Origin of the sequence: Photobacterium galatheae (assembly GCF_000695255.1) — a bacterium.
Classification (GTDB): Bacteria; Pseudomonadota; Gammaproteobacteria; order Enterobacterales; family Vibrionaceae; genus Photobacterium; species Photobacterium galatheae.
In genome coordinates, this window is sequence record NZ_JMIB01000043.1 from 29,519 (window position 1) to 54,965 (window position 25,447).

The following is a 25,447-nucleotide window of genomic DNA, read 5'->3' on the forward strand; positions in this document are numbered from 1 at the left end:
CACCAGAGTACCAGCGCCTCCCTGGCTTTTTACTGATGGCGTGCTGTCGTCAGCACTTCAGGATTTGCAATGTGCGTCGGTTGCCCGTTGCTATAGCGCATCAGATTCGCAAACGCTTTCTCAAAATACAGCGCATAACTGTCTTGCTCGACAAACCCCAGATGTGGCGAACACAGCACATTCGGCATGGTCAGCAACGGTTCGTCTCCGGGCAAAGCCGGTTCTGTTTCATAGACATCCAGAGCCGCAAACCCTGGCCGCCCTGCCTGCAAAGCCTGAACCAAGGCACCGCTTTCCACCAGTTCGGCGCGGCTGGTGTTTACAAATAAGGCGTCAGGTTTCATCAGAGCCAGATCAGCCGCGGTCACACAATGACGCGTCATCTCATTCAACCGTAAATGCAGTGTCAGCACATCTGACTGAGCAAAAAATTCTGCCTTGCTGGCTGCCGCACGATAGCCTTGGCTGACTGCGAGTTCACGCGATCCCTCGCTGCCCCAAACCAGCACATTCATTTCAAAAGCGGCTGCGATACGGGCAATCCGCTGGCCGATTTTACCAAAGCCCCAAACACCGATCGTCCGGCCATTGAGCACCCGGCCCAGTCCCAGACTGCCCGACTGTTGCCATTGTCCCTGTTGCAGGTGTTCACAGTAAGCCAACAGATGACGACTGGCTGCCATGATGAGCGACCAGCACAGTTCAGTCGGCGCGATGGGTGATCCAATTCCCTCCGCGACCGCGACCTGATGCCGGGTGCAGGCCGCCAGATCCAGATGATGGCTGATTTTACCCGTCTGACTGATCAGCTTCAGCTGAGATAACTGTCGAAGCAGGGCGTCATCGATCACCGTTCGTTCACGAATCAGTACAAGGGCTTCTTTGTCTTTCAACCGTTCAATCAGCGCATCGCGATTTGAGGCGGGTGTGGTGTAGACCGTCACTTCGTGTTCACGCAGTCCGGCATAGCCAGGTAATGTCCGGACAACATCCTGATAATCATCCAAAATTGCAACTTTCATGCTTTCCATGTCCTCCGTCTTTCAGGTGCGTTATTCAACCACGCACAACCAGAGCGCGCAATGCATTGCTTATCAATACAATTTTTATGGGCTGATCATAGAATCTGACAGGCCCATAAAATGACACCCTCTTTTTCAGCGACTTAGCAAGAAGTTGCTACGGAAAATACAGTTCATCTGCTACTATTTCAGCCTTCTTTGACCACAGACTGTCACCCATGACATACACGCTGAATTCAGTACGACACCGCACCGGCATGATGACCCTCATGCTGGCGTCTGTCCTTTGGCTGAATCTGTTGTCTGCGATTGTGGTGATCAACCCGGATTATCATCAAAGCAACCAGCACTGGCTGACCGGCGATAAGGTGCTGATTTGTACGGTTCACGGTCTGCAATGGATCTCTGTTTCAGAGTTAACCACGCAGCAGGACGAACCGGGACGGGCGCACTGGCAGAATCAATGCCCGCTGTTAAGCCCATTGCAACCACTCAGTCCCGACTTAGATCCGTTCCAGCATGTTATCTTGATCGCCATCGCTATTTTTGCCGGCATCCGGGTGACTTCCAGAGTCTGGGCCAATAACAAGCTGTATACGTTATTCGGTCCGAAACAATCTCCGCCAGAATTCAGCAATTTCTGAACAATAATTCAATCCATTGCTAAACAATTTCTACATGGAGAATCCAATGAAAACTTTACAAACTCTGCTGCTGGTCGTTTCTGTCTTCACTGCCGGACTGGCTCAGGCACATGAATTTAAAACCGGCCAACTGCATATTGATCACCCATGGTCCAAAGAAGTGCCACCGATGTCTTCCGTGGCAGCGGCTTTTTTCTCGATTGAAAACCATGGCGATCAAAACGATGTACTGTTGCGTGCTGAATCGCCGATTGCCGGAAAAGTGGAGCTGCACGAACATGCGCACGAAAATGGCATGATGAAAATGCGTCAGGTCGCAGACATTCAGGTTCCGGCTCATAAAACACAGATGCTGCAACCGGGTGGTTATCACGTGATGATGTTCAACCTGAAGTCTGTGCCGAAACTGGGTGAGCACTTCCCGCTAACGCTGTACTTCAAGAACGCCGGAAAAGTCGATGTGGAAGTCAAAGTGGAAAAAGCAGACTACCAAATGGGCAGCGGCAAAGCTATGGAACATCACAACATGAATCATGATGAGATGAACCATGACCCCATGAACCATGATGAGATGCCGCACGATCACATGAATTAATCCGCGTCATCCCCGATCTACCCCGTACCGGCTTTCCGGACGGGGTATTTTTTTGATGCTTGTTTATCCGGCCGCCGCCACTTTCCTGACGTCATGTTCACCCACCTGCCAGCCTCCTTTGTCTGCATATAAAGTCACGCTATGTCTCAGAATTAAGACACCTGTTCATGCTAAGCCTTGGTTATGCTACATGCAGCAACCATCACTCTGTTGCATTGATGCCTGTTGCAACTTTATTCAAAGGCACAATTAGACTGACAAGCACCGCAAAAATTCCCTAAAGGCATAGTCATTTCTTGTAATCCTTCTATTGATAAAGACCTCATCACAATAAAAAATCAAACGGTTGAAATTTTATTCGCACAGGTGTGACCTATGTACTATTTTGAGGTCTATATACCTTTAAAGCATCAAAATCACGATACCCAACCCGTTTGATATTCACTTCAAGGATGAGGATGAACACAGAATGAATCAGCGTCTCTGTCTGCCAGTGGCTTGCTTTTTAGCAGGCACCCTGAGTATTTCCCACACTGCCGCTTCGGAGTACCGTATTGGGCTTCGTGCCGATTTCACCCATGCGGATGGCGCATGTGAAGCACAATATCTCAGCTGTGATAAGGATGCCGTCGGTGGTGGCATTTTTTATCAGTATTCCTGGGCTCCCCGCTGGGAAATTGAGATTGGTTATGATTACTACGGCCAGTTTGATGCAACTTACCCAGCCATTGCCGACCCGACAGTGGCCGCGGACTACGAAGGGGATGTCTTGGGATTAACCGCGACCTTGGGCTATCGCTATCCCCTTTCTGACGTGGTTTCGCTGGTGGGGAAAGCAGGGGCTCTTGCCTGGCATGTCTCAACCGATGGTCAGGAAATCGGAGAAAAAACATCCAATGATGACAATGGCTTTTCTCCGGTGGCGGGCCTGGGTATCGACTGGGATTTCGCGCCCCGCTGGCGAACCGGTCTGAGCTACCAGTTTGCAAATAACGTTGGTGATGAGCACACCAAAGGCGCCGATCTGCATACGCTGATGCTGAGCTTCAGTTACCGCTTCTCAGAAGATCCTCCCCAGCCCGTGATCGCTGAACCTTTGCCGCCTCAGGTCATTGTTCAGGAAACCTTCACGTTAAAGGTCGACGGCACCCAATCCAATGCCATCTTTGAATTCAACTCAGCAGAAGTGCGCCCAGATATGAAGGCCGCCTTCCAGCCGATGGTGAAACACTTAACCATTTATCCCGAATCCATGCTCCACGTTGAAACCCATACGGATAACGTCGGATCAGCACCCTACAACATGCAGCTCTCGGAACGCAGGGCGCAGAGTGTTGTGAAGTACTTTGAAAACCAAGGGATCACTCCCGATCGAATCAATTACGAAGCATTTGGGGAAACGAAACCTCTGGTCAGTAATGACACACCGGAAAACCGAGCAATGAACCGTCGTGTCGTCCTGACATCACCTCAATTTACAAGGAAGGCAAACCAATGAACAAGCATATTTGTCATCGTATCAGACAATGGCTGGGTTATTTCTTAATGGTACTGGTGCTCGCTTTAGCAGGCTGTGGGGGCGATGGCAGTGGCCTGCCAAGCCAGAAAGACGGTACAGGCGCAACACTCACCGATAAAGGGGGACAGAGTATCAGTGCCCTGAATATTATTCCGGACGCCAGCTCAGTCGAAGCCGGTAATTTGCTCAACTTTATCGTCGAAGCCACCTACAGTAACGACGAAACGGTGAATGTGACCGCTCAGGCCGCCTGCGTCTCCAGTGACGTGTCTATTGCAGCCGTGAGTGAGCATGGTGTGCTTCAGGGGGTCGCAGCCGGTGAAGCCACAATTTCCTGTGACTACAGCGGTATCAATGTGGGTGGCCTCGTCATCAGCGTGACAGGCGGTCATACCGTCAAACAGCTGCAAATCACTCCGGGGGTTAGCTCTGTGGCGGAAGGCACCCAAGTTCAGTTTACTGCACTCGCCTTCTATCATGACGGGACCCGTGAGGATGTCACTGCCCAGGTTGTCTGGAGCAGCAGCGTGCCCGGTGTCGCCACCATTGATGTCAACGGCACCGCGACCGCAGACACTTCAGGCGTCACAGAAATCACCGGTACACTGAATGGCATTGCCAGTAACATCGCAGACCTGACCGTCACTGCCGCATCCCTGGTGTCTCTGGAAATTACACCATCCAGCCTTGTTCTGGCCGTGGGTACAGAGCAGCAACTGAAAGTGATTGGCCGTTTCTCGGATGGCACAACACAGGATCTGACTGCGCAAGTGAGTTGGAACAGTAGCGATCTTGCGCTGGCAACCGTCTCAGAGGAAGGTCTGCTGGTTGCCCTGCTGGATGGTGCAGTAACCGTCTCAGCGAACCTGAATGGCGTCAACAGTGACGGCGTGCTGATCACCATCAACAATCCAACACTGGAAGGACTGCAAATCACCCCCGGGAACCTCAATCTGGCAAAAGGCACTTCACAGCTCTTTACAGCGATTGCCTCATACTCTGACGGCACAACTCAGGATGTGACCAGCTTAGCCAACTGGGTAAGTAGTGATACTGCTGTCGCAGACATGGTTCTGATTGGCACCGTGCAGGCGTTAGATGTGGGTACAGCAACCATTTCCGCAACCTTCATGAATGTCGACAGTAACCTGGCGAATGTCAATGTGACCCCTGAAACCATTCAGTCAATCATTGTCGACCCACTGTTACCTGCTTCAATTGCCAATGGCACAACACAACAGTATCAAGCCACTGCATTGTTCTCTGATGGCAGCACGGCTGATGTCACCGCTCAGGTCAACTGGCTGAGTGACGATACCAGTATCGCAACCATCTCAGCAACCGGTCTGGCACAAGGGGTCGGTGAAGGCAATACCGTGATTTCAGCACATCTGCAAGGTGTTGACAGTGCGGATCACCTGCTGAACGTCACTGCCGCAGTGCTGACTGCACTGGATATTACGCCATTAACCGCCAACCTTGCCAAAGGTACAACGGAACAACTGAATGCGATTGCAACCTTCTCTGATGGTTCAACGCAGGATGTGACGAATCTGGTTAGCTGGGAAAGCAGTGCGCCAAACGTTGCAACGGTCGATCCATCTGGTCTGGTTCAGTCGTTAGATCAGGGTGCAACCGACATTGTTGCGCAGTACCTGACCACACTCAGCGATCCAGCCAACCTGACGGTCACGCCAGAAACAATCACCTCACTGGATATCACCCCAGCAGTGCTTGATCTGGCCAATGGTCTGAAACAACAGTTACAAGCTATCGCAACCTTTACGGATGGTTCAACGCAGGATGTCACCGAGCTGGTCAACTGGCTGAGCAGCAACACCGCTGTGGCAACAGTCACTTCCGGTTTGGTTCAGGGTCTGTCGGAAGGCGCAGTAAACATCACGGGGCAGTATGATGGAACAAACGATACCACCGCACTGAATGTCACTGCTGCTGAAGTGGACCGGGTTCGCGTTGAGTCTGATCATCTGGGTGATCTGAACATTCAGCTACTGGGTTCCAGCATCTTTGATGTGTACACCAAAGCCTACTTTACGGATGGCACCAGCATGGTGATCGATAACAGCAATGTGGCCTACTTTGCAACCGAATCATCTCTGCTGACCGTCAATACTGATGGTGTGGTGACGGTGAAAGCCGGTGTTCTGTCCAATGAGCAAATCACGTCCACAGCAACCATTGCTGGCGCTGATATTGACAGTGAAAACGCAATCAACATCAATTGCGTTGCTGCACTGCCACCACTGGCTTCAATTTGTTCAATCAGCTCAGTCGAGTTGTCGAACTAAAACGAGTCAGGCTTACACAAGCTCAATCAACCTGTGGCCCACACCTGTGGGCCACGCTTTTTCTGTCCACTGCATATCCACGCCTCCCTCAGCTTCATCGCTTTTTCGATCATGAATTTCTGATGACAACGGCTTCTGATGATTGATCTTTGAAATTTTCGGGCTAACATATATGGAAATTCGAATATGAATATAAGTAAGATTTTCTTCGGGGAAGAGACAACCCTAGAAATCGAGACAGTGACCAAAAATAGAGGCACGGCACCCTCGCCGTTCACTTTCATCATCATTCAGCCCGAATTTCACGCCATTTCACCCAATTGAGAGCGCAAATATGAACCAAGAAGCCACGATATCACTCAAGACCCGCAGTAAAATGCAGTTTCTTGACCGCTATTTAACCGTCTGGATATTTCTGGCCATGGCCGTGGGCATTGGTATTGGGGTCATTTTTCCGGGTGTTGCGGCCTGGAATGAATCGATGACAGTGGGTCACACCAATATCCCGCTGGCGATCGGTCTGATCCTGATGATGTATCCGCCGCTGGCAAAGGTTGACTATCAGCTGCTGGGCAAAGTCACCCGTGATAAACGTGCCATCACCCTGTCTCTGATCATGAACTGGCTGGTCGGCCCATTGCTGATGTTCTTGCTTGCGCTGATTTTTCTCGGCGATGAACCGGGGTACATGACAGGCATCATCCTGATTGGTCTGGCACGCTGCATTGCGATGGTTCTGGTGTGGAATGATCTGGGTGGTGGCAACAAAGAATACGGTGCCGCACTGGTGGCCCTGAACAGCGCATTCCAAATTCTGACCTACAGCTTTATGGCTTGGCTGTTCATTACCGTGCTCCCGCCGTTATTTGGCTTCAGCGGTTTTGCCGTGGACATCACCATGCTCGACATTGCCAAAAGTGTGCTGATTTATCTGGGCATTCCTTTTCTGGCTGGCTTTCTGAGCCGGAAATGGCTGGTTCGCCTCAAAGGGGAAGACTGGTACAACCGGGTGTTCATTCCGCGTATTTCTCCCATCACTCTCATTGCGCTGCTGGGCACGATTGTGCTGATGTTCAGTCTGAAAGGTGAAATGATTTTCGAATTGCCCATGGATGTTTTTCGGGTTGCCCTGCCACTGATCATTTACTTTCTGGTGATGTTCTTTCTCAGCTTCTGGGCCGGCAAGAAAATGGGACTGCCTTATGATCAGAATGCCTCCATCGCTTTCACCTCATCCGGCAACAACTTTGAACTGGCCATTGCTGTCGCCATTGCCGTCTTTGGCCTGAATTCCGATCAGGCACTTGCAGGTGTGATCGGTCCGCTGGTTGAGGTGCCTGTCCTCATTGCGCTGGTCAATGTCGCCCTTCGTATGAAACGCTCTTACCCGGGCACCGCGGTAGAACGCTGAGACCTGAGGGTCTGCCGACCCTCTGTGAAACTTTCGTGACAGTTGCATCGCTGAGATTGACCCGAACCACTACTGCACTAAGATATACGGAAATTCGAATATGGTAATCAACATGCTCCCCCATCAATTTTTCAAACTGCTGGCAGATGAGACCCGAGTTCGCTGTGTGCGTCTGATCGTGAAAGAACAAAGCCTGTGTGTCGCTGAGCTGACCGAGGCTTTACAGGTCAGTCAGCCGAAAGTGTCACGCCATCTGGCGGTATTACGGGCCAGTGGTCTGCTGGTGGACGTGCGTCAGGGACAGTGGGTGTTCTACCGTCTGGCCGACGACTTACCCGGCTGGATGCAAAAGCAGATTCACGGACTGGTCGATTCGAACTGTCTGGAACAGGAATATCAGCAGGACAGTGAACGCCTGGCGACCATGAAGCAGCGTTCAGTGTGCTGCCCATAACAACTGAAGTTTATTTTTTTGTAGGAAGAATCAGGTATGACAATCAAAGTCGGTATTAATGGTTTTGGCCGCATTGGCCGTTTGGCACTTCGCGCTGCGTTTGACTGGCCGGAACTGGAATTTGTTCAGATCAACGATGTCGCAGGCGACGCAGCCACGCTGGCTCATCTGCTGGCATTCGATTCAGTGCAGGGCCGCTGGCATCATGAGGTTCAGGCCACAGACAACCAGATCCTGATCAACGGACAATCCATTGCCACCACGCAGGAAAAAGACATCGACGCCGTCGACTGGTCTGGCTGCGATGTTGTCATTGAGGCCACAGGCGTGCACCGTAAAACAGCGTTTCTGAACAAATATCTGGCGCAGGGCGTGAAACGCGTGGTGGTTTCGGCGCCGGTGAAAGAAGAAGGCATCGCCAATATTGTCGTTGGCGTAAACGATCATATCTTCAATCCGGAACAGCACCGTATTGTGACCGCAGCCTCCTGCACCACCAACTGTATTGCCCCGGTGGTGAAAGTGATCCATGAAAAACTGGGCATTGAACAGTCTTCGTTCACGACCATTCACGATCTGACCAATACCCAGACCATTCTCGACGCGCCGCATAAAGATCTGCGCCGTGCCCGCGCCTGTGGCATGAGTCTGATCCCAACCACGACCGGTTCTGCCTCTGCCATTGTGGAAATTTTCCCGGAACTGAAAGGCAAAATTAACGGCCATGCGGTACGCGTGCCACTGGCGAACGCTTCGCTGACCGATATCATTTTCGACGTCAAACGCGACACCACAGCAGAAGAAGTCAACCAACTGCTGCAAGACGCCTCCCAACATGAGCTGAAAGGTATTCTGGGCTATGAAGACCGCCCGCTGGTTTCCATTGATTACAAAGGCGATCAGCGCTCGACCATTGTTGATGCCCTGTCGACCATGGTCGTTGGCAAGCGCATGGTGAAAATCTATGCCTGGTATGACAACGAGATGGGCTATGCCACTCGCACCGCAGAGCTGGTTCGCAAAGTCGGTCAGGCATAAGGAGCGATTTGATGACACATCCAACCTGGTCTTTACCGATCACCGACACCTGTTCACTGGTTCTGACGCCTTGCCCGGGTACGAAAGGCGTTTCCCTCTCCGACAGTCTGGCGCAATTAAAAGCGCAGGGCGTTCAGGCCGTTGTGACGGCAATCAATGCACAGGAAATGGCAGAAAAGGACGTCGCAGAACTAGGCCAGCTTGTTGTCCGGACTGGCATGTTGTGGGCACATACCCCCATTGAAGATGATGCCGCGCCCGGGGCCGAGTTCACGGCACAATGGCAGGCAGTCAGCCCGCATTTACATACGGTGATTGAACAAGGGGGCGACATCGCGCTGCACTGTATGGGCGGTTCAGGCCGGACCGGTTTGCTCGCGGCGCACTTACTGCTGGAGCTGGGCTGGCCCCTGCCCCGCATTATTGAAGCCGTTCAGGCGTTGCGCCCAGGCGCATTCACCAAAGCGGTACAGGTCGACTACATCCATCAGGTCGCGTCATAATCATCACAACATCGCCGTTTCTTCGCTGAAATCTGAGAAACGGCGATTCAAATGAGTATCTTGTCTATGTTTGCCAAGTATTTTGCTCAGTTCAGCCAGCCGGTTCGTCAGTACATGCTGGTCACGTTTAACTACTGGAATTTCACCGTCACGGATGGCGCCCTGCGCATGTTAGTCGTGCTTTATTTTTATGAACTCGGCTACTCCACCCTCGCCATTGCCTCCCTCTTTCTGTTCTATGAGTTTTTCGGCGTGGTCACCAATCTCGTTGGCGGCTGGCTTGGGGCCAGACTCGGCCTGAACCGAACCATGAATATCGGTCTGGGCATGCAGATTGTCGCCCTGCTGATGCTGGCGGTACCCAACCCGATGCTGACCATTCCCTGGGTCATGGCCGCGCAAGCCCTCTCCGGAATCGCCAAAGATCTCAATAAAATGAGTGCCAAAAGTGCGATTAAGACGCTGGTGCCAGACAACAAACAAAGTGCCCTGTATCACTGGGTCGCGCTGATGACAGGCTCTAAAAACACCCTCAAAGGGGCCGGTTTCTTCCTGGGCGGTCTGCTGCTCAGCATCATGGGCTTCCAGCATGCCGTGCTGGCGATGGCTGGTGTTCTGGCACTGGTGTTTATCAGCAGTCTCATCACGCTCAAAGCAGATATGGGCAAAGCCAAAAACAAACCGAAATTTGCCGAGATGTTCTCAAAATCAGAAAGCGTCAACATCCTCTCTGCGGCCCGGATGTTCCTGTTCGGCGCCCGGGATGTCTGGTTCGTCGTCGCACTGCCGGTGTATCTTGGTTCCGTGTTCGGCTGGAACCACAGCGCCGTCGGCGGCTTTATGGCAGCCTGGGTGATGGCTTATGGCTTTGTACAGGGGTTCGCACCACGACTAACCGGTAAGTCACAGGGCAAAGTGCCCGACGGCCATGCCGCAACGCGCTGGGCATTACTTTTGGCGGTGATTACGGCAGCGATTGCAACGGGTGTGCAACTGGAATGGCAACCGGAACTGGTGATTATTGCCGGGCTGATGATCTTCGGGGCTGTTTTTGCCATCAACTCGTCGCTGCATTCTTATTTAATCGTCAGCTATGCCAAAGATGACGGGGTCTCACTGGATGTCGGGTTCTACTATATGGCGAATGCGATGGGTCGGTTAATCGGCACTGTCCTGTCCGGCTGGGTTTTCCAGATTGCCGGATTGTCAGCTTGCCTGTGGGTGTCTTTTGCATTTCTGGCACTGACCACGCTGATCTCGCTGAAACTGCCCAAAATTCAGGCTTATCAGGTGGTTTCTTAAATTTGCATGATCTGTCGTCACTTATCCTTGATATGACACATCTGCTGGCCAGCCCTGACTCAAGTGTAGCGTCAACCTGCCGGATTCATCACTCACAACGGAGCAAACGTATTTTATTCAGACTGCAATTTATGTTTTGTCCAATGGTATGTCGCGCATCAATTCCACATCAATCTCGGTATATTCTGATGCGCGCCGGGCCGGTTGTAGGCGCTCCCTGCGCCGACAACCTAAAAATTCATCCATGAATTTTTCCCTGGAACTGTGAATAACTTGGGTCTCGAGTGTGATTGAACCGTTCCGTTTTAAAACAACCTGTTCGATCGTTCATCTCAAGGAAACAAAACTGACAGATTGCATTCGAACTTTATCCAAAACACACCCATTCACATCATCGAAGTAAACTGACTTCAGGCAATTGGTAAGTCAGTTCGCTTACCCCATTCTGCCCATGAACCATCATAAACCGCCAGATTCCGGTAGCCACACTGATAAGCAGCCAAAAATCCAATACAGGCTGTCACACCCGAACCACAGCTAAAATACAGCCGATCATTTGCGTGAATCTGTTGCCTCTCAAACAAGGCCAGCAACCTGTCTGACACAAGATATTTTCCTTCATCCAGAAAACCGGAAAAAGGTAGATTCACCGCATGAGGAATATGCCCGCTTCTCAGTTCCGGACGCGGTTCGGGCTGATGGCCTGAAAACCGCGCCGCTGCACGCACATCAATCACATGATGCCCTGAAAGACCGGCAACTTGTGCGATCTCCTGCCAGCCCGCAATCCATGTCGGCTGACGTTTTGCCTGCCAGTCCCGACCTGCGACAGGGGGAGCGGGCGCATCCACAATCGGTTTTCCTTCGGCCTGCCACCGAGGCAAACCGCCATCCAGCACATAAACCTGCTGATGGCCCATCAGTTTCAACAGCCACCAAGCCCTCGGGGCTGAATAAATGCCCTTGGCATCGTAAAACACAACGACCGAGTCTGGCTTGATCCCCAATTGATTGACCGCCTGCTGGAAAACACCTTCATTCGGCACCGTATGTGGTAGCGAGGCCGTGTGATCAGAAAACTGCCCATGAATATCAAAAATCATCGCGCCGGGAATGTACTTTCTCGTCGATAGGCTCGTATTTTCACCGGTAATACTCGCCATCGTCGCATCCAGAATGATGAGCTGAGGGTTCTGACACTCACGATGAAGCCAATCCGTTGAAACTAAAGCACTTTCTTTCATTCCCCGCATCCCCGCGCACCTGTTCGTCATGTGTGATTTCTGAGCAGTTTAAAATTATCGAGGGCTGAAAAACCATTAAAACCTGAAGATTGCATTCATTATTGTCAGAAAATTTGCGTTTCAACGCACTCAGAGACAAAAATGGCAATCTTCTTCATGGGAACCATTCAGATCACGGCGACGATGGATATGTAACATCCCGGCTTTTAATCCCATCTGATAGCCTTCATCCAGGGTTGGTTTACGCATCGTCAACCGTTTCACACTGAAATTTTCAGGCGGCGCAATCACCCGAATCGTAGCGTCTTGCGGCGGATTCCGGATAAAGTCCAGCGATGCATTGTAGTTGTCTGAGCGTTTCAGCATGGCCCCGGCAATCTGCGGCTGACGGGCAAACAGCTTTTGAATCAACCAGGGATGTTTGGCCGGTTTCATCTGATAACTCAGTGGATGGGATAAGATGACCGTAATGTCTCGTGCGCCGCGTCGATAGGCTTCACGAACCGGGATCGAATCAGCAACACCGCCATCCGTGTAGCAGCCGCCAGAAAAGCAGGGCGTCTCTTTGTATGCCACGGGCAATGCGCTGGTCGCTTCAATCACATGACTGACATTATCTTCGTTCACGTGATAATAATCGGCCTGCCCGGTTTCGATGTTCGTTGTCGCTGCAATCAGGGCCGTTTTCCCGAACAAGCGATGCTGATCTAAGGGATACAGTCGCATCGACTCTTCCACCAGCCACTTCACATCCAGCAAGTTACCGCCACGTAAGAACCGGGACGGATTAAAAAAACGTTTATCTGTCGCCAATTGCGTGATCACCCGGTAGCTCCGCTTCGGCTGATTCGCCAGATAACCCAACAGATTCGATGCGCCGGCAGAGACGCCAATCGCCAGATCATAAGGGTGAAAGTCATCTTCCATAAAGGCATCTAAAACGCCGCTGGCAAAAATGCCTCGCATAGCGCCACCTTCGACGACGAGTGCTTTATTCTTTTTCATCTGCATCTAACCCACTGAATTGATTTCAGTTGATGTTAGCGAAGCACCCTATAAATAGATAATCGGAAACACGGATGATTGAGATAGGCAGCGCTGATGGGAATGATGCGCACCCGATCAACCACTCAAATTTTCACACCGATAATGCACCTCGTTACATATACCGCTATCATTTGGCACAATACAGCCAAGCCCGCTTGGGGTTCGGATTCCATATATCAACCAATGTTCTCAACAGCAGCAAAGCGACAGACAGAGAAGGTGTGCAAACCGATGAAAAAAATGATGTGTTTACTCCTTTCAACCCTGTGCTTTGGGGTCGCTGGATGCAGCTCAACATCGCCCGCAGAGGACAGTGACGCGCTCGCGTTAAGAAAATCCGAGCCCATTCAATTATTCATGACCACCTGTGTGGTCGGGAGAAGTGATTTACCCGCCGTTGAGCAACTGGCACAAAAAAATGGATTTCAAGCCGCCCCTTCAGATGCTGCACGACATTACCTGTATGGTAATCCGGGCAAAGCCTGGGTGTTAGAAAATGAACAAGGCCACTATGGGTTAAGCCTGCTGGCAGCAAATCACCTTTGCTCCATTTTTGTTCATCAGGGTGATCCGGATGACATCCAGGCCAGCATGGAAGCCTGGTTACCCAAAAAAGACAGTGGTTACACATTTACCAAACAGATCATTTCATCTTCAGGAGACCTCAGAACAACCGCCTATGACATCATTCAAGGCCCGAAAATCGTGGAAAGATGGGTGATTACCATCAATTACTCACAATCTTCAGGGTTAGTTGCCATCATGTCTTATACCGGCGCCGAAGCGTCATCATGAAAGCAATATCATGGTTAACTCTGGGCTTCAGAAGACTTCCTGTTGGTTTATCCCACGAGAGGAGATCAGACGATGCATCGAATTAAACCGGGGGCTTGCTTATGCGGTGCAGTTCAATTTGAAATTGAAGGTGATTTTGACGCTTTTTATCTTTGTCATTGTCAGCGTTGCCAGAAAGACACAGGTTCTGCCCATGCTGCAAATTTGTTTTCAACCACGGCGACGCTGCGGTGGCTTTCTGGTCAGGAAAAAGTAAACACATTTACTCTGCCTTCGACAAGGCATCAGAAAAGTTTCTGCACCGTCTGTGGCGCGGCATTACCAACATTGCAATCACAAGGAAATCTGTTGGTTGTCCCAGCAGGCAGCCTGAATCAGGCCGTTGATATTCCTCCAACCGCACATCTTTTTACATCCAGCAAAGCCCACTGGGATCACGACCTCCAGGAGATTCCCATGTACAGTAAACTGCCTGAATAACAAACATCAAACGGCAACAAGGAATCTCGCCATGAAATGCTCTGTTTTTATCGCCATCAGTGCTGATGGTTATATTGCAACCCCCGATGGCGGTGTTGAATGGCTGCATACCGCAGGCAACCCGAATGCAGATTTAGGCGACAATCAGGACATGGGGTTCAACGATTTCATCAACAACGTAGACTGTATGATCATGGGCCGAAAATGCATGGAAGTGATTAACGCCATGCACTTATCACCCGAACAATGGCCCTATGGCGATCTGCCGATCATCGTACTCAGCCAGACGCTGAAAACACCGCCCGCCCATTGCCACAGTCCGGTAGAAATCTATGCCGGTGACATTCAGACGCTGCTCACTCGCCTGACCCGTCAGGGATACACCCATGCCTATGTCGATGGCGGGCAAACCATCACTTCTTTTCTCAATTTAGGCTTCATTCAGGAAATCACGGTCACGCAGGCCCCGGTGCTGCTGGGGGAAGGCATTCCGCTGTTTGGTTCGCTCGACAGGCCAGTCAAACTTGAGCAGATCACAGCAACAGCGTTTGCGAATGATTTCATCCAGATCAAATACTGCGTGAACAATGCGTGATTAGCGTACCCGGCATCACGGTACACTCAACCAAAAAATGCAACCGAACACATATTGTGATGATTATTCCAGACCCATACGCTGTCTTTGTCACGTTGGCAGATTACTGAAATACTGGCTGCATTTTCAGCACATGATTTTTATACAGATTGATAGGACTCCCCATGCAAATCAAAGAGACTCACATCGGCCAGGTGTTATCTGTCCGCCGCCGCCTGATGATTTCTGAAGTCGGTCCGGCCAGTGTCGACAGTTGCCGGATCATTCAGGACATCATTGATAAATCCAATCTCCATGTGACCGGCCCGTGGCATTTTGTGGCTGACAATCTGCCACAGGACAATCACACTGAATTCGAGATTGAATTCTGTCTGCCGGTTGCCGGCGAATGCGATGAATTCCTGAATGACGACGTTCAGGCCCGGGAATTAACCCGTTTCCAGTGTGCCAGCGCTGTCTATGAAGGGCCGTTGGAACATTTATTTGAGAAAGGATATCAGCCGCTTGTCAAAGCGATCCGGGATCAGGAACACAGCTTGACCGGTGAAAGCCGCGAGGTCTACCACACCTGGTGCGGGCCGGATTCAGACAAAAATGTTGTCGAAATTCAGTTTGGTGTTCAATAAAACCCGGCTTCCTCGGCTGTAAACAAGATGTCAGATTGACAGGACCCATGAAAAAGTTACCGTATTGGCTGAAATCAACCCTGACATCTCAATACCAAAATGCGAAAAACTGACAAGAAAACTGAAAACCAACTCAGAGTGATCCTGACTGATATCTGCAATCATGCCCTTGAAACCTATACCGGTTTTCAGTGGCTTACCCATCGGGTGAATTATGCCGACTTCCCGAATAGCCTCCGCATCATTTGTGTCTTCGATACTAATGAAAATCGGTCAACGTTCCTTGCAGAAGACGGGAAAACTGTACTCGATGCACGGATCAGCCAGAAACTGAATTCAGCCGGTATTCGGTTGAAAAAACCGGCCAGCCAAATTCACTACGATACTGAAGAAGACTGTGCGCGGGAAAACAACGGTCAATGGGGTGAGCGCCTGCGCTGAATCACAACGCAGATCCATCACACAGCATTTCCATCTGTTCAATCTTTCAATCTGTCCCGATTTCATGGTTATCTGTCCCACGGGCCACTCACACCATCAAGGCTGACAGCAAGATAATGGCGCCTGTTCCACACACAAATCTTTCAAGTGCCATGTCATTCAGGAGTCAGCCATGAAATTTACACAAGTGCGTAACGCCACCCTCATCATCGACTATGCAGGAAAAAAATTCCTGATCGATCCCATGCTGGCGGAAAAAGGCACCTATCCGGGATTCGAAGGCACGCCCAACAGCCACCTGAGAAACCCGCTAGTCGAATTGCCTTTTCCCCTTGAAACACTGCTCGATGTCGATGCCATCATCGTCACCCATACCCACCCGGATCACTGGGACGAAGTCGCTAAACAGGTCATTCCGAAAGACCTGCTGATTTTTGCTCAGCATGAACATGATGCGGCAATCATTCAGCAATCCGGTTTCACCAATATTCGGGTTTTGTCTGAACACACAGACTACGACGGCATCACTCTGAGCATGACCGGCGGCCAGCATGGCAGCGATGATTTAATGGCGGTGCTGGGGGAACGCATGGGCGAAGTCTCTGGCGTTGTGTTCCGGCACCCTGACGAACAGACGCTTTATATTGCCGGAGATACCGTCTGGAACGCTCATGTTCACAACAGTATTACGCAATTTCAGCCTGATGTGATTGTACTCAACAGCGGGGATGCACAAATCACTGGCCTTGGCCCGATCATCATGAACAAAGAAGATGTCCGCAGTGTCTATGAGGCCGCACCAAAAGCAACCCTGATCGCCAGCCATATGGAAGCGGTCAACCATGCCGTGCTGTCCCGCCCGGCGCTGCGCGACTATCTGGCTGAGCAACAAATGACAGACCGGACACTGGTACCGGAAGATGGTGAGTCATACACTTTTGCCTGATCATTCTCTATGATGTTGTGCCCTGCCCGTTTCCGGGCAGGCTATCCGGTGAAGGGCGACGGCAAGGAGCAAAAAAACATGACGTTACCGACAGTTGCAGTGATTGCGTTTGATCAGTTCAGTGCCTTTCATTTTTCGGTGCCCTGCATCATTTTTGATGACATTCTGCCAGATATGAAGCTGTTCAACCTGCGGATCTGTGCCGGAGAAAGCGGGCCGCTTCGATCCAGTCATGGCCTGACGGTTGAACCGCCATATGGTCTTGAAGGACTGAGTGACGCCGACATCATTGTGGTGCCTTTCTGGCGAAAAACCAAAGCACTGCCCGACGAAGCCTTACTGAATGCTCTGCGTGAAGCCCATCAACGCGGTGCTCAGATTGTCGGCCTTTGCCTGGGGACTTATGTGCTGGCCTATGCCGGATTATTAAACAACCGCCGTGCCTCAACGCACTGGGAGTTTGAACAGGACTTCAAAAATCGCTTCCCCGACATCACGCTGGATACCCACTCTCTCTACGTCGAAGACGGCAACATCATGACCTCAGCCGGTACGGCTGCCGGACTGGACTGTTGCCTGTACCTGCTGCGTCAGCGCTATGGCAGTGCCATAGCCAATAAAGTTGCCCGCCGCATGGTCATTCCGCCCCATCGCGACGGCGGACAGGCGCAGTTCATTGAGCGCCCGGTGCCCGCCACCACACAGGATGCCCGCATGAACAGTCTGCTTGAATTCCTGCGCAACCACCTGCATCTGCAGCATGATCTCGACAGCCTAGCTGATCGCGTGATGATGACCCGCCGAACCTTTACCCGCCAGTTCCATAAAGCCACTGGCGTTTCTGCCGGTGAGTGGTTACTCTCGGAACGACTTCAGCGTTCTCAGGAACTGCTTGAAACAACTACATTGCCGGTTGAGTCCGTTGCCAGTCAGGCCGGTTTTACCTCCGCCACTTCACTGCGGGATCATTTCAAACGTAAATTCAATGTCACGCCCAGTGAATGGCGCCGATCATTTCAGATCACCTGAATTGACACAACGAAGCACCATCGTATTCATCCGGTTGCTCAAACGCACAAAAATAGATTTCCATTCAATCATGACCGTGAAATCAATCAATGACCCAAGGTAAAATACTTGGCACCTGACAGCACTCTCAGGCCGATTTTTCCGGTGATGTCCTGATGAATCGTCTGGGAATCTCACAGGGGATGCACGTCAACTTTATTGGCTCAACAACATTCATTGGCTTAACAGCAAGGAAATCGTATGTATCAGGGAAGCTGCCTCTGCGGTGGTGTTCAGCTATCCATCACTGGAAAAATCAGCGATATCATTCACTGTCACTGTTCTTTATGCAGAAAGTCGACCGGCTCTGCATTCGCCACCAACGGCTTTGTCAATCTTGAAGATTTCACGATCACCCAAGGTCAGGCATTACTGAAGTCTTTTGAGTTACGTTCGGGCCGAAAACGCTATTTTTGCAGTCACTGTGCGGCCCCGGTTTACAGCGCAAATGCTGCCGATCCCACCCGAATCCGGCTCAGATTAGGCATTCTCGACAGTGACATTGCTGAAAGACCTATCTCCCATAATTTTGTCACCTCCAAAGCCAACTGGGACAGTCTGGGGATCGACCTCCCGCAATACGAAGCCCATGAACCGGGCCGGAAATAACGACACTCCATCCAGACATTTCACAAACCAAAGGAGATGGCCATGTATCAACTGTTTTATTACCCGAGAAATGCCAGCTGGGCGCCACACATGCTGCTTGAAGAAATCGACACAGTATTTGAACTGATTCTGGTCGACCGAAAATCTGAACAGCAAAAATCGCCCGAATACCTGAAACTGAATCCGACCGGGCGCATTCCGACACTGGCGGATAATGACCAAATCATTACTGAAAGTGCGGCCATTTGCTTACATCTGTGCGAAAAACACCCGGAAAGCAATCTGCTTCCTGAAATCGGCGATCCGGACAGAGCCCGTTTCTTTCAGTGGCTGTTTTACCTGACAACTACCCTTCAGCCAGAACTGATGCTGTATTTTTATCCGGACAGGCACACCACACTTCCTGACACCGCAAATGCCATTGCCAGCGCACAGGAAGCCCGAATCACCGACATGTTCGCTTTTGTTGACCAATCGCTGGCAGGCAAAAATTTTCTGGTTGGTGACCACATCAGCGTCTGCGATTTTTTCCTGTTCATGCTGTCGCACTGGGCCAGCGAATTGACCCGGCCACCGCTTGCTTTCGAACATTTAGGCCGATATTTAAGAACACTGGCACAGCGACCTGCAATCCGGAGGGCGTGTGAGACTGAAGGCACCCCTTTAACGGCTTACCAATAGGTTTTCTGTCTCAACAAATCTCCAGGATGAGGTATAACCGATGAAATTTACTGAAGCTGAAAGAGTAAAAATGCTGGCACTGAAAGGTGTTGGAGAAACGGTCGTCTCACGGCTTGAGCAAATCGGCTTTTCTTCGCTCGCGCAACTGGCAAATGAAGACCCGGCAGACATCACCAAACAAATCTCTCACATGATGGGTTCAACCTGCTGGCATAACAGCCCGCAGGCAAGGCATGCCATTCAGGCGATCATCGATTTAGCCCGGGAAAAATAATTTCAATGAAAAGTGCACAGGATTTTTCGATTCACGGTCAGTCTTTTGGTTATCAAAAAAATGAGTCCTTGCTTTCCAGAATCCGGTGAACTTTAAAACCTGAGTCCTCAGCGGCACAATGAAATACATTTTTGTTATGCTGAGGACTTTCAGAAAAACCACATCAAACGAGATTCATTTGAAAAAGCTTCACTATTTAGTCCGTGTCACCCAAGTGCCACCAGACCTGATTTCTGCATCGCAAAACCCGGATGATCCCCTTTATTCGACAGCACAAACCTATTCCAGACTGGCGCACTCAGATTTACTCTGGAAAGTCTGGGCAGTCGATGAAGATGATCAAATCTGGCTGGAAGTGAACTTTTCGGATCAAAACGGTGAGGAAGCATTCCATACCCTCAAGCTCGATGCAGGTACTTATCAGAAAATTGATTACGACGATTACATCGTTTCAGATTTCAGCGATGAAAGTGAGGTATGCGAAGGCACAGACGCATTCGCAAAAAGCATGGAACATCAGCCTGCTGTCGCATGGCTTTCAACGTATTTCAAAGACCGACACGCACAGATTGCGAAAATTCTGAACATTGGCGGCTGTCGGGAACTGTGGATGCAGGGAGATATCTATCTTTACCTCAATGATAATGATCTGCGCACCAATGCAACCCGGTATAAATTTGATATCTACAAAAAAGGTCACTTTGCGATTGAGCTGAAAATACTCGGCGGTCAATATCAAAGGAAAGTGCTGAATGACCTTGAGAACGACTTTCGCAAGTTATCCTCCAACGCCGTAGAACAAGATCAATATGTTGTGCTGGTACTGGATAATTCATCCCCGGAGACGAAGCTCTACAGCCAATTATCCAACTATGCACACCCGGCCGGAAACCTCATCAGCCAATCGGACTTTGGCGCATTTTGTATTCGGATCTGGAAAGTTGCCCAATCTGTCGCAGGCTGACTCCCCAAAACGCCTGAGATGTTCTCATCTCATCCTGAACAAGGTCGCCTCAGACAATCAGCATCAGCCATAAAAAAGAAATAGGACAAATATGATGAATGAGCAACCCATGAAAAAACGATTCCTCATCTGCCTTGCGGCACTCCTGGTACTCGGGTGTGTCAGTCTCTCTGTGAACTACTTTTTTGCTGAAATTCCCCGAGACGGTCATTCAGGCATGGTTTCATTCGACAGTTTGTTTACAGCGGATACGGAAGGTCACTACATCAACAAATACCCGCTCAAAATCGGTGCCGTTCAGCTTGGCAAAGGGACGCAAATTGGCAGCTTTGTCACACTCAACGGCCTATCGCTCGAAGCGCTGCAAGGGAAAAAATTCAAGGTCAGCAATCATGAAGGTGTACTGGAGATCATCCAATAACACATCTTCAGCGCGCGGTTACAGGTTAGCGCCACTCATCGTGTGAGGGCGTCCATATTGCAGAAAAAACGATTCACTTTCAGGCAGAAACAACTCAAACAGACGTTATACTTCCGGCATGACATCTGTCTATTCAAAAAAGCACCTCAAAGAGAGCACCGCATGACGCCTTTACTCACAAAAGACTCGCAAAAACATGAAGCAGCACTCAGAGCCATCGCCCATATGCCAACCCGAAGCCTGCCCGTACTGATGGACAGCAACTTCACGCAGCAGCTGTCTGATGCCGATTTCATGCGCATTGCCGTTCTTCTGGCAGAAAAAAGCTATCTTGAGGGCGGCTGTCCGATTGGCGCCGTGATCATCGATAATGAAACCCGCCAGATTGTCGGAAAAGGCCACAATACTCTGGTTCAGGAAGACCACCCGTATAACCACGGTGAAACCTCTGCCATTCGGGATGCCGGCCGGATTGATTTCAGCAAAACAACCCTGTTTACCAGCCTGAGTCCATGTGACGTCTGCGCGACTTTGTTATACATGCGTGGGTTTGCCCGCGTCGTCATTGGTGATGTGACCAATGCATCAGGAAATGAGGGGATGCTGCTCGCCAAGGGACTTCAGGTCAGTATTCTGGAAGATCAAACCGGGATTGCACTGTACGCCCGCTTCCGGAAAGAAAAACCGGCGCAAGATCTGGAAGACTGGAAAGGACTGTGTGCCGTTCATCAGGACACGGCTTCCTAAGTACAGAACATTGCCACTGAACTAGGATAATCTTTTCAGAAATCTTTTGTGTATAGCTATTGTGAGCCGCTTTTATGAAAAGCAGTTGCGAGTCGCTTGTGACAAGCCTTGATGGAAAACTTTAATGGAAAGCCTTGATGGAAACGATTCGCTGCTGCCAATGGGATGATTTAGACAAGCTGCTTCAGCTCTATCGGACACTTCGACCACAGGATCCGGTACTTTCCGGCCAAAACGCCCGCGATTGCTGGCAAGACCTGCTGAATCATCATCACACCAAAATTATCGTCGCCGACATCGGCGGCCAGCTCGCCTCAAGCTGTCAGTTAGGAGTGATTCCAACGCTGACCAATGGTGGTAAACCGTTTGGGGTCATTGAGCATGTAATTACGGCAGAAGCATTCAGACGACAAGGACTCAGCCGGAAAGTCCTCGAACATGCCCTGTCATTGGCCTGGGAAATGGGCTGCTATAAAGTCATGCTGCTCTCTGGGGAAACCCGACATGCTGCCCACCAGCTCTACGAAAAAATCGGGTTTCAATCCGGCATTGAGCGCGGCTTTGTCATCAAACCCGGCAAATCATTGGCTGATCCGGACCAGCATTGAGAACAAGGCTCTGCATCATTTTTTATCGTATGGCGACCCCGGAAATGGCGTATCTGAAGATTCGCCGATACCGTCGAACAGTAGAACGACATCATTCAAGCCATGAGAAGAAGGTACAACCCAACCATTTGGATCGGCACTTTTACGTGGCGTACATTCATCATATTCATAAAAACAATTCATTGTATAGAAAACCCGGATACGAGGCCCGTCTACTGTAACAATCAATGCCGCTATAAAGTCATGAAAATCAACATAATAGTCTCGAAGCGTATCTATTTTCTGTTTTGCCAATTCCAAATCGATCGGCGCTGAAATCTTGAAGTATCTTTCACTTTTATCCCAACCTTTTGACCAGAACCCCTCAATATATTGCGGATAGCTGATTGCCCCAATATCTGAACTGGCGCCGGAATAACCATTCACGGCACCATAACCAAAGTTCACCCAGGCGCCTCGGGCATCTTGAATAAAGATTCTTTTCAGAATGTAGCGACCATCCAGAGAGCCTGCATTACCGATTCTGGCAATTGTTTTGGTTTCACCAAAGGATGAACAGCCTGCCAGACTGAACAATACAATGGCAATAAAAGGCCATGACCAATTAACTGTTTTCAAATTTTTGCCTCACGATATTATCTTTCGCATCTCGGTTGGGTTTATTCACAAACCACTCATAAGCACTTGTACAGCCTGGGTTGATGAGAGCATCATGGGGCCGATGAATCCACAAATGACCGAATCGGCTGACTTCATCCGCCCAATGTTCAGGCGTGATGCTTCCTAACGGCTGCGCCGATAATTTTTGCCACAACTGCTGAATATTTGAATCTTCTTCAAAGTCCTCGGGATGGACTAATACTTCATCAAACCAATTTATCCCTGCAAGTTCAGCTTGCTGTTTCATGCGGGCCTGGGTTAAACCGGATAATGCATGATCGATTTTTCTTTTTCTGTATGTTTCAGGGTCCAGAAACCGGTTTGTAACGAACGAAGCTCATCCGGGGTGCAATAAATGAGGACATTACATTCAAAGTCAGCCGCTGGCTCTTCTGTCTTTTCGAGGGTTTGAACAGGCGGTTTGTTTAAAAACAGATGATCATCCAGGGGCTTAAATCCCGCGTTCACATACCTTATCGGTTGCTTTTTTCGATCACTGTCCATAATCAATCCATCGTGAGATATTTCGCTCAAAAATATCACGCTAACCAATTGATTAAAATGAAAATTTACATTTCCAAATGTCGTTTCAGCCTGTCATTTTTACTTTATTTACAGTCACCATTAAAAATGGGACAAAGATCAGGTTTGATTGAATCTGAATCGATCATTCAATCATGAATCATTGATGTCTTGATCCAGACCGTAAATGTCGCTTTCCTTCGTCGCGGGTTATCACGACACTGTGTAAAGTGCTCTTTTACACGATGACCATTTCTGGAAAACGCAGCCTGTCGGCTGATGATCTGAGCAGGAGAGAAACCATGATTGGAAAGCTGCTTGATAAGCTGATATTCGGTGCGGCCTTGCTGCTCGCACTTCAACTGCCTTTGCTGGCTGATCATTATCAGCAGTATCTTGCCGGAATGTATGAATCGACCCAATGGCAGGTCAATGGTTATCAGGCTACAGCTCACCGGTTCGGCTATACCAGTGTGCAAGCCATGATAGAAAGGCATTTAACCAATGAAGAGCCCAGTGTCCGGGCCGATGCCAATCAGAAAAAGGCAACCCTCGCGCGCTATCAGTCGCTGCAAAACGGGATGACAGTATTCCGACAAGGCAATCTGTTTTCAAAAGTGATGTATATGTTCCATCCAACCCGGCTTCACGATCTGGAAAAAACACTGACAAACTTCAAGCCTGGCATCCCCTTCACCCTCAGCGGCATTGCTTTTGGTGTCATCACGGCTCTGCTGGCCAACCTCATCATCACCCTGCCATTTTCATTCCTGACAAAACGCCGTCAACACCAGATGGCAACCCAGTCATCCGCTCAACGCGTCACTCCCGCCCGATAACTATAATTTCGGGTGTTTGGGGTGCAAAAATAAACATCAGACGGAGGACAAAAAAGAGCATCGCATTATATCCGAAATCATCGAGGGTTATATTTATCTAAAAAACAACAAGTTATCGACGAGCATCTAATTAATTTAAACAAAAAGAAATGTATCGCTATTCCGATTCATATCCTTATAATTGAGGACTCGGAAGCCATAGATAAAAAGTTTTGATAATATGATTAATAACAAGATAAAAATAAAGAACTTATTCATTTTGATCTTGATCTCATTGGTAACGATTGGCGTGCTCTATTACTACAGCCTCTCTCAAAAGACAATTTTGACTCATGAGACTATCATCGCTCAGTACTCACATGAGAAAATCGATTTTATTCCGGCCACTTCAGAGAATATAAAACAACTCACTCGACTATCTAAAACAGGACACAAAAAAAGATTCCTTCTATTAGAAAATCTCCCTCAGCTTGGTTTTCCTGACAGTTTAGAAGGTGCAAAATCACTTTTACTATATCAACCCAAAAGCTATAGAAGCCAATGGTTTCTTTCTGAAGGTGACATTAAAGATATAAAGCAATCAACATTAACTCTGCTCATTCAAAACTCAATTTTATCTACAAGCAGGAGTAATAAAGTTCATTTAACAAACGATAATAAAATTATCATTGACATTCGAGACACATATACCATCTATGTCATAGAGAATGAACAAGGAAACATTATTTTCAATGTTTACTCGCAATTCAAATCGTTCGCCGATCAGACTTAACGACCCAGTCACCACTATTCAGGAAATCAACATGCGCGATTCATTACGACAAAAAATCATTCAAGTCTGCAAAAAGAAAATTGATCAAAAAGGCGAGAACGTCGGTGTGTCTTTTTACGCTTTTTTTGCCAACAAAAACGATGACCCGGAATTACTCATGGAAGCCGCCACCTGGTGGATTCAGACGCATCAGCTCGATCACTTCGAAAAGGCAAGAAAGATTGTTGAGATGGTCGAAAAAGGGTAATTGAGGCGAGCCCTGCTTTCATCACCAGACCATGTCCGCCATTGAGCATCGGTTTCACCTGACG

30 protein-coding genes are annotated in these 25,447 nt (G+C 49.6%); 25 read left to right on the forward strand and 5 right to left on the reverse strand.

Going from position 1 to position 25,447, the window contains the following annotated elements; translation table 11 throughout:
- Positions 1-29: 29 nt before the first annotated feature.
- The gene (locus EA58_RS19190) at positions 30-1,022 is read right to left on the reverse strand and encodes a D-2-hydroxyacid dehydrogenase family protein (protein WP_036757033.1); all 993 of its coding nucleotides are present in this window, start codon (positions 1,020-1,022) and stop codon (positions 30-32) included.
- Positions 1,023-1,240: 218 nt separating this feature from the next.
- On the opposite strand from EA58_RS19190, the gene EA58_RS19195 reads away from it, so the two are divergent.
- The 9 genes from EA58_RS19195 (at position 1,241) to arsJ (ending at position 10,797) form a co-directional block, all read left to right on the forward strand.
- Positions 1,241-1,666, forward strand: coding sequence for a hypothetical protein (locus tag EA58_RS19195; RefSeq protein WP_152548128.1), 426 nt, complete (start codon positions 1,241-1,243; stop codon positions 1,664-1,666).
- A gap of 46 nt (positions 1,667-1,712) precedes the next feature.
- Positions 1,713-2,261: a copper chaperone PCu(A)C gene (locus EA58_RS19200; RefSeq protein ID WP_051642248.1), complete on the forward strand. Its 549-nt coding sequence runs from the start codon at positions 1,713-1,715 to the stop codon at positions 2,259-2,261.
- Between the two features lie 469 nt (positions 2,262-2,730).
- Positions 2,731-3,759 (forward strand): OmpA family protein, encoded by a 1,029-nt coding sequence (locus tag EA58_RS19205; protein ID WP_036756734.1) that lies wholly within the window; start codon positions 2,731-2,733, stop codon positions 3,757-3,759.
- Positions 3,756-6,089 carry a beta strand repeat-containing protein gene (locus EA58_RS19210; protein WP_036756737.1) on the forward strand — a complete coding sequence of 778 codons (2,334 nt, stop codon included), beginning with the start codon at positions 3,756-3,758 and terminating at the stop codon, positions 6,087-6,089. The genes EA58_RS19205 and EA58_RS19210 overlap by 4 nt, the downstream gene beginning before the upstream one ends.
- Positions 6,090-6,423: 334 nt before the next feature.
- The gene (gene arsB, locus EA58_RS19220) at positions 6,424-7,500 is read left to right on the forward strand and encodes an ACR3 family arsenite efflux transporter (RefSeq protein ID WP_036756743.1); all 1,077 of its coding nucleotides are present in this window, start codon (positions 6,424-6,426) and stop codon (positions 7,498-7,500) included.
- A 112-nt stretch (positions 7,501-7,612) separates the two neighbouring features.
- Positions 7,613-7,954 carry an ArsR/SmtB family transcription factor gene (locus EA58_RS19225; protein ID WP_036757038.1) on the forward strand — a complete coding sequence of 114 codons (342 nt, stop codon included), beginning with the start codon at positions 7,613-7,615 and terminating at the stop codon, positions 7,952-7,954.
- 36 nt (positions 7,955-7,990) lie between these two features.
- The gene (locus EA58_RS19230) at positions 7,991-8,992 is read left to right on the forward strand and encodes an ArsJ-associated glyceraldehyde-3-phosphate dehydrogenase (protein WP_036756745.1); all 1,002 of its coding nucleotides are present in this window, start codon (positions 7,991-7,993) and stop codon (positions 8,990-8,992) included.
- A gap of 11 nt (positions 8,993-9,003) precedes the next feature.
- A complete protein-coding gene (locus EA58_RS19235; protein ID WP_036756748.1) occupies positions 9,004-9,495 on the forward strand; it encodes a phosphatase domain-containing putative toxin in 492 nt (163 codons plus the stop codon).
- Positions 9,496-9,546: 51 nt separating this feature from the next.
- Positions 9,547-10,797, forward strand: coding sequence for an organoarsenical effux MFS transporter ArsJ (gene arsJ, locus EA58_RS19240; RefSeq protein WP_235199653.1), 1,251 nt, complete (start codon positions 9,547-9,549; stop codon positions 10,795-10,797).
- Between the two features lie 410 nt (positions 10,798-11,207).
- On the opposite strand, the gene EA58_RS19245 is transcribed toward arsJ, so the two are convergent.
- Together EA58_RS19245 and EA58_RS19250 are read right to left on the reverse strand one after the other, a co-directional pair.
- On the reverse strand, positions 11,208-12,071 hold the full coding sequence (locus EA58_RS19245; protein WP_081819766.1) for a sulfurtransferase: 864 nt from the start codon (positions 12,069-12,071) through the stop codon (positions 11,208-11,210).
- A 99-nt stretch (positions 12,072-12,170) separates the two neighbouring features.
- Positions 12,171-13,046, reverse strand: a complete 876-nt coding sequence (locus tag EA58_RS19250) for a patatin-like phospholipase family protein (protein ID WP_036757041.1) — start codon at positions 13,044-13,046, stop codon at positions 12,171-12,173.
- 273 nt (positions 13,047-13,319) lie between these two features.
- Here EA58_RS19250 and EA58_RS19260 point away from each other — a divergent pair, with 273 nt between their 5' ends.
- The 14 genes from EA58_RS19260 (at position 13,320) to EA58_RS19325 (ending at position 22,343) form a co-directional block, all read left to right on the forward strand.
- Positions 13,320-13,883, forward strand: coding sequence for an NMCC_0638 family (lipo)protein (locus EA58_RS19260; RefSeq protein WP_152548129.1), 564 nt, complete (start codon positions 13,320-13,322; stop codon positions 13,881-13,883).
- Between the two features lie 72 nt (positions 13,884-13,955).
- Positions 13,956-14,363 (forward strand): GFA family protein, encoded by a 408-nt coding sequence (locus EA58_RS19265; RefSeq protein WP_036756763.1) that lies wholly within the window; start codon positions 13,956-13,958, stop codon positions 14,361-14,363.
- A gap of 31 nt (positions 14,364-14,394) precedes the next feature.
- Positions 14,395-14,958, forward strand: coding sequence for a dihydrofolate reductase family protein (locus EA58_RS19270; protein ID WP_036756766.1), 564 nt, complete (start codon positions 14,395-14,397; stop codon positions 14,956-14,958).
- A gap of 164 nt (positions 14,959-15,122) precedes the next feature.
- Positions 15,123-15,584: a hypothetical protein gene (locus EA58_RS19275; protein WP_036756768.1), complete on the forward strand. Its 462-nt coding sequence runs from the start codon at positions 15,123-15,125 to the stop codon at positions 15,582-15,584.
- 99 nt (positions 15,585-15,683) lie between these two features.
- Entirely contained in the window at positions 15,684-16,025 is a 342-nt protein-coding gene (locus tag EA58_RS19280) for a hypothetical protein (protein ID WP_036756771.1), read from the forward strand.
- 172 nt (positions 16,026-16,197) lie between these two features.
- The gene (locus tag EA58_RS19285; protein ID WP_036756774.1) at positions 16,198-16,971 is read left to right on the forward strand and encodes an MBL fold metallo-hydrolase; all 774 of its coding nucleotides are present in this window, start codon (positions 16,198-16,200) and stop codon (positions 16,969-16,971) included.
- Between the two features lie 78 nt (positions 16,972-17,049).
- The gene (locus EA58_RS19290) at positions 17,050-18,000 is read left to right on the forward strand and encodes a helix-turn-helix domain-containing protein (RefSeq protein WP_036757044.1); all 951 of its coding nucleotides are present in this window, start codon (positions 17,050-17,052) and stop codon (positions 17,998-18,000) included.
- A 240-nt stretch (positions 18,001-18,240) separates the two neighbouring features.
- The gene (locus EA58_RS19295) at positions 18,241-18,648 is read left to right on the forward strand and encodes a GFA family protein (RefSeq protein ID WP_036756777.1); all 408 of its coding nucleotides are present in this window, start codon (positions 18,241-18,243) and stop codon (positions 18,646-18,648) included.
- 42 nt (positions 18,649-18,690) lie between these two features.
- Complete coding sequence (locus EA58_RS19300; protein ID WP_036756779.1) at positions 18,691-19,329, forward strand: glutathione S-transferase family protein; 639 nt, start codon at positions 18,691-18,693, stop codon at positions 19,327-19,329.
- Positions 19,330-19,369: 40 nt separating this feature from the next.
- Positions 19,370-19,603: a hypothetical protein gene (locus tag EA58_RS19305; protein WP_036756782.1), complete on the forward strand. Its 234-nt coding sequence runs from the start codon at positions 19,370-19,372 to the stop codon at positions 19,601-19,603.
- 178 nt (positions 19,604-19,781) lie between these two features.
- Positions 19,782-20,567 carry a hypothetical protein gene (locus EA58_RS21910; RefSeq protein ID WP_200872207.1) on the forward strand — a complete coding sequence of 262 codons (786 nt, stop codon included), beginning with the start codon at positions 19,782-19,784 and terminating at the stop codon, positions 20,565-20,567.
- A 109-nt stretch (positions 20,568-20,676) separates the two neighbouring features.
- Entirely contained in the window at positions 20,677-20,988 is a 312-nt protein-coding gene (locus EA58_RS19315) for a hypothetical protein (protein WP_036756785.1), read from the forward strand.
- Between the two features lie 162 nt (positions 20,989-21,150).
- Positions 21,151-21,735 carry a nucleoside deaminase gene (locus EA58_RS19320; RefSeq protein WP_036756788.1) on the forward strand — a complete coding sequence of 195 codons (585 nt, stop codon included), beginning with the start codon at positions 21,151-21,153 and terminating at the stop codon, positions 21,733-21,735.
- Between the two features lie 137 nt (positions 21,736-21,872).
- On the forward strand, positions 21,873-22,343 hold the full coding sequence (locus EA58_RS19325; RefSeq protein WP_036756790.1) for a GNAT family N-acetyltransferase: 471 nt from the start codon (positions 21,873-21,875) through the stop codon (positions 22,341-22,343).
- Between the two features lie 15 nt (positions 22,344-22,358).
- Here the strand turns inward: EA58_RS19325 and EA58_RS19330 are convergent, their stop codons facing one another.
- A complete protein-coding gene (locus EA58_RS19330) occupies positions 22,359-22,961 on the reverse strand; it encodes a hypothetical protein (RefSeq protein ID WP_200872208.1) in 603 nt (200 codons plus the stop codon).
- Positions 22,948-23,250, reverse strand: coding sequence for a hypothetical protein (locus EA58_RS19335; RefSeq protein ID WP_036756792.1), 303 nt, complete (start codon positions 23,248-23,250; stop codon positions 22,948-22,950). The genes EA58_RS19330 and EA58_RS19335 overlap by 14 nt, the downstream gene beginning before the upstream one ends.
- Positions 23,251-23,827: 577 nt before the next feature.
- Here EA58_RS19335 and EA58_RS19345 point away from each other — a divergent pair.
- Positions 23,828-24,364, forward strand: coding sequence for a DUF2937 family protein (locus tag EA58_RS19345; RefSeq protein WP_036756795.1), 537 nt, complete (start codon positions 23,828-23,830; stop codon positions 24,362-24,364).
- A gap of 803 nt (positions 24,365-25,167) precedes the next feature.
- On the forward strand, positions 25,168-25,383 hold the full coding sequence (locus EA58_RS19355; RefSeq protein ID WP_036756801.1) for a DUF6500 family protein: 216 nt from the start codon (positions 25,168-25,170) through the stop codon (positions 25,381-25,383).
- Positions 25,384-25,447: the final 64 nt, after the last annotated feature.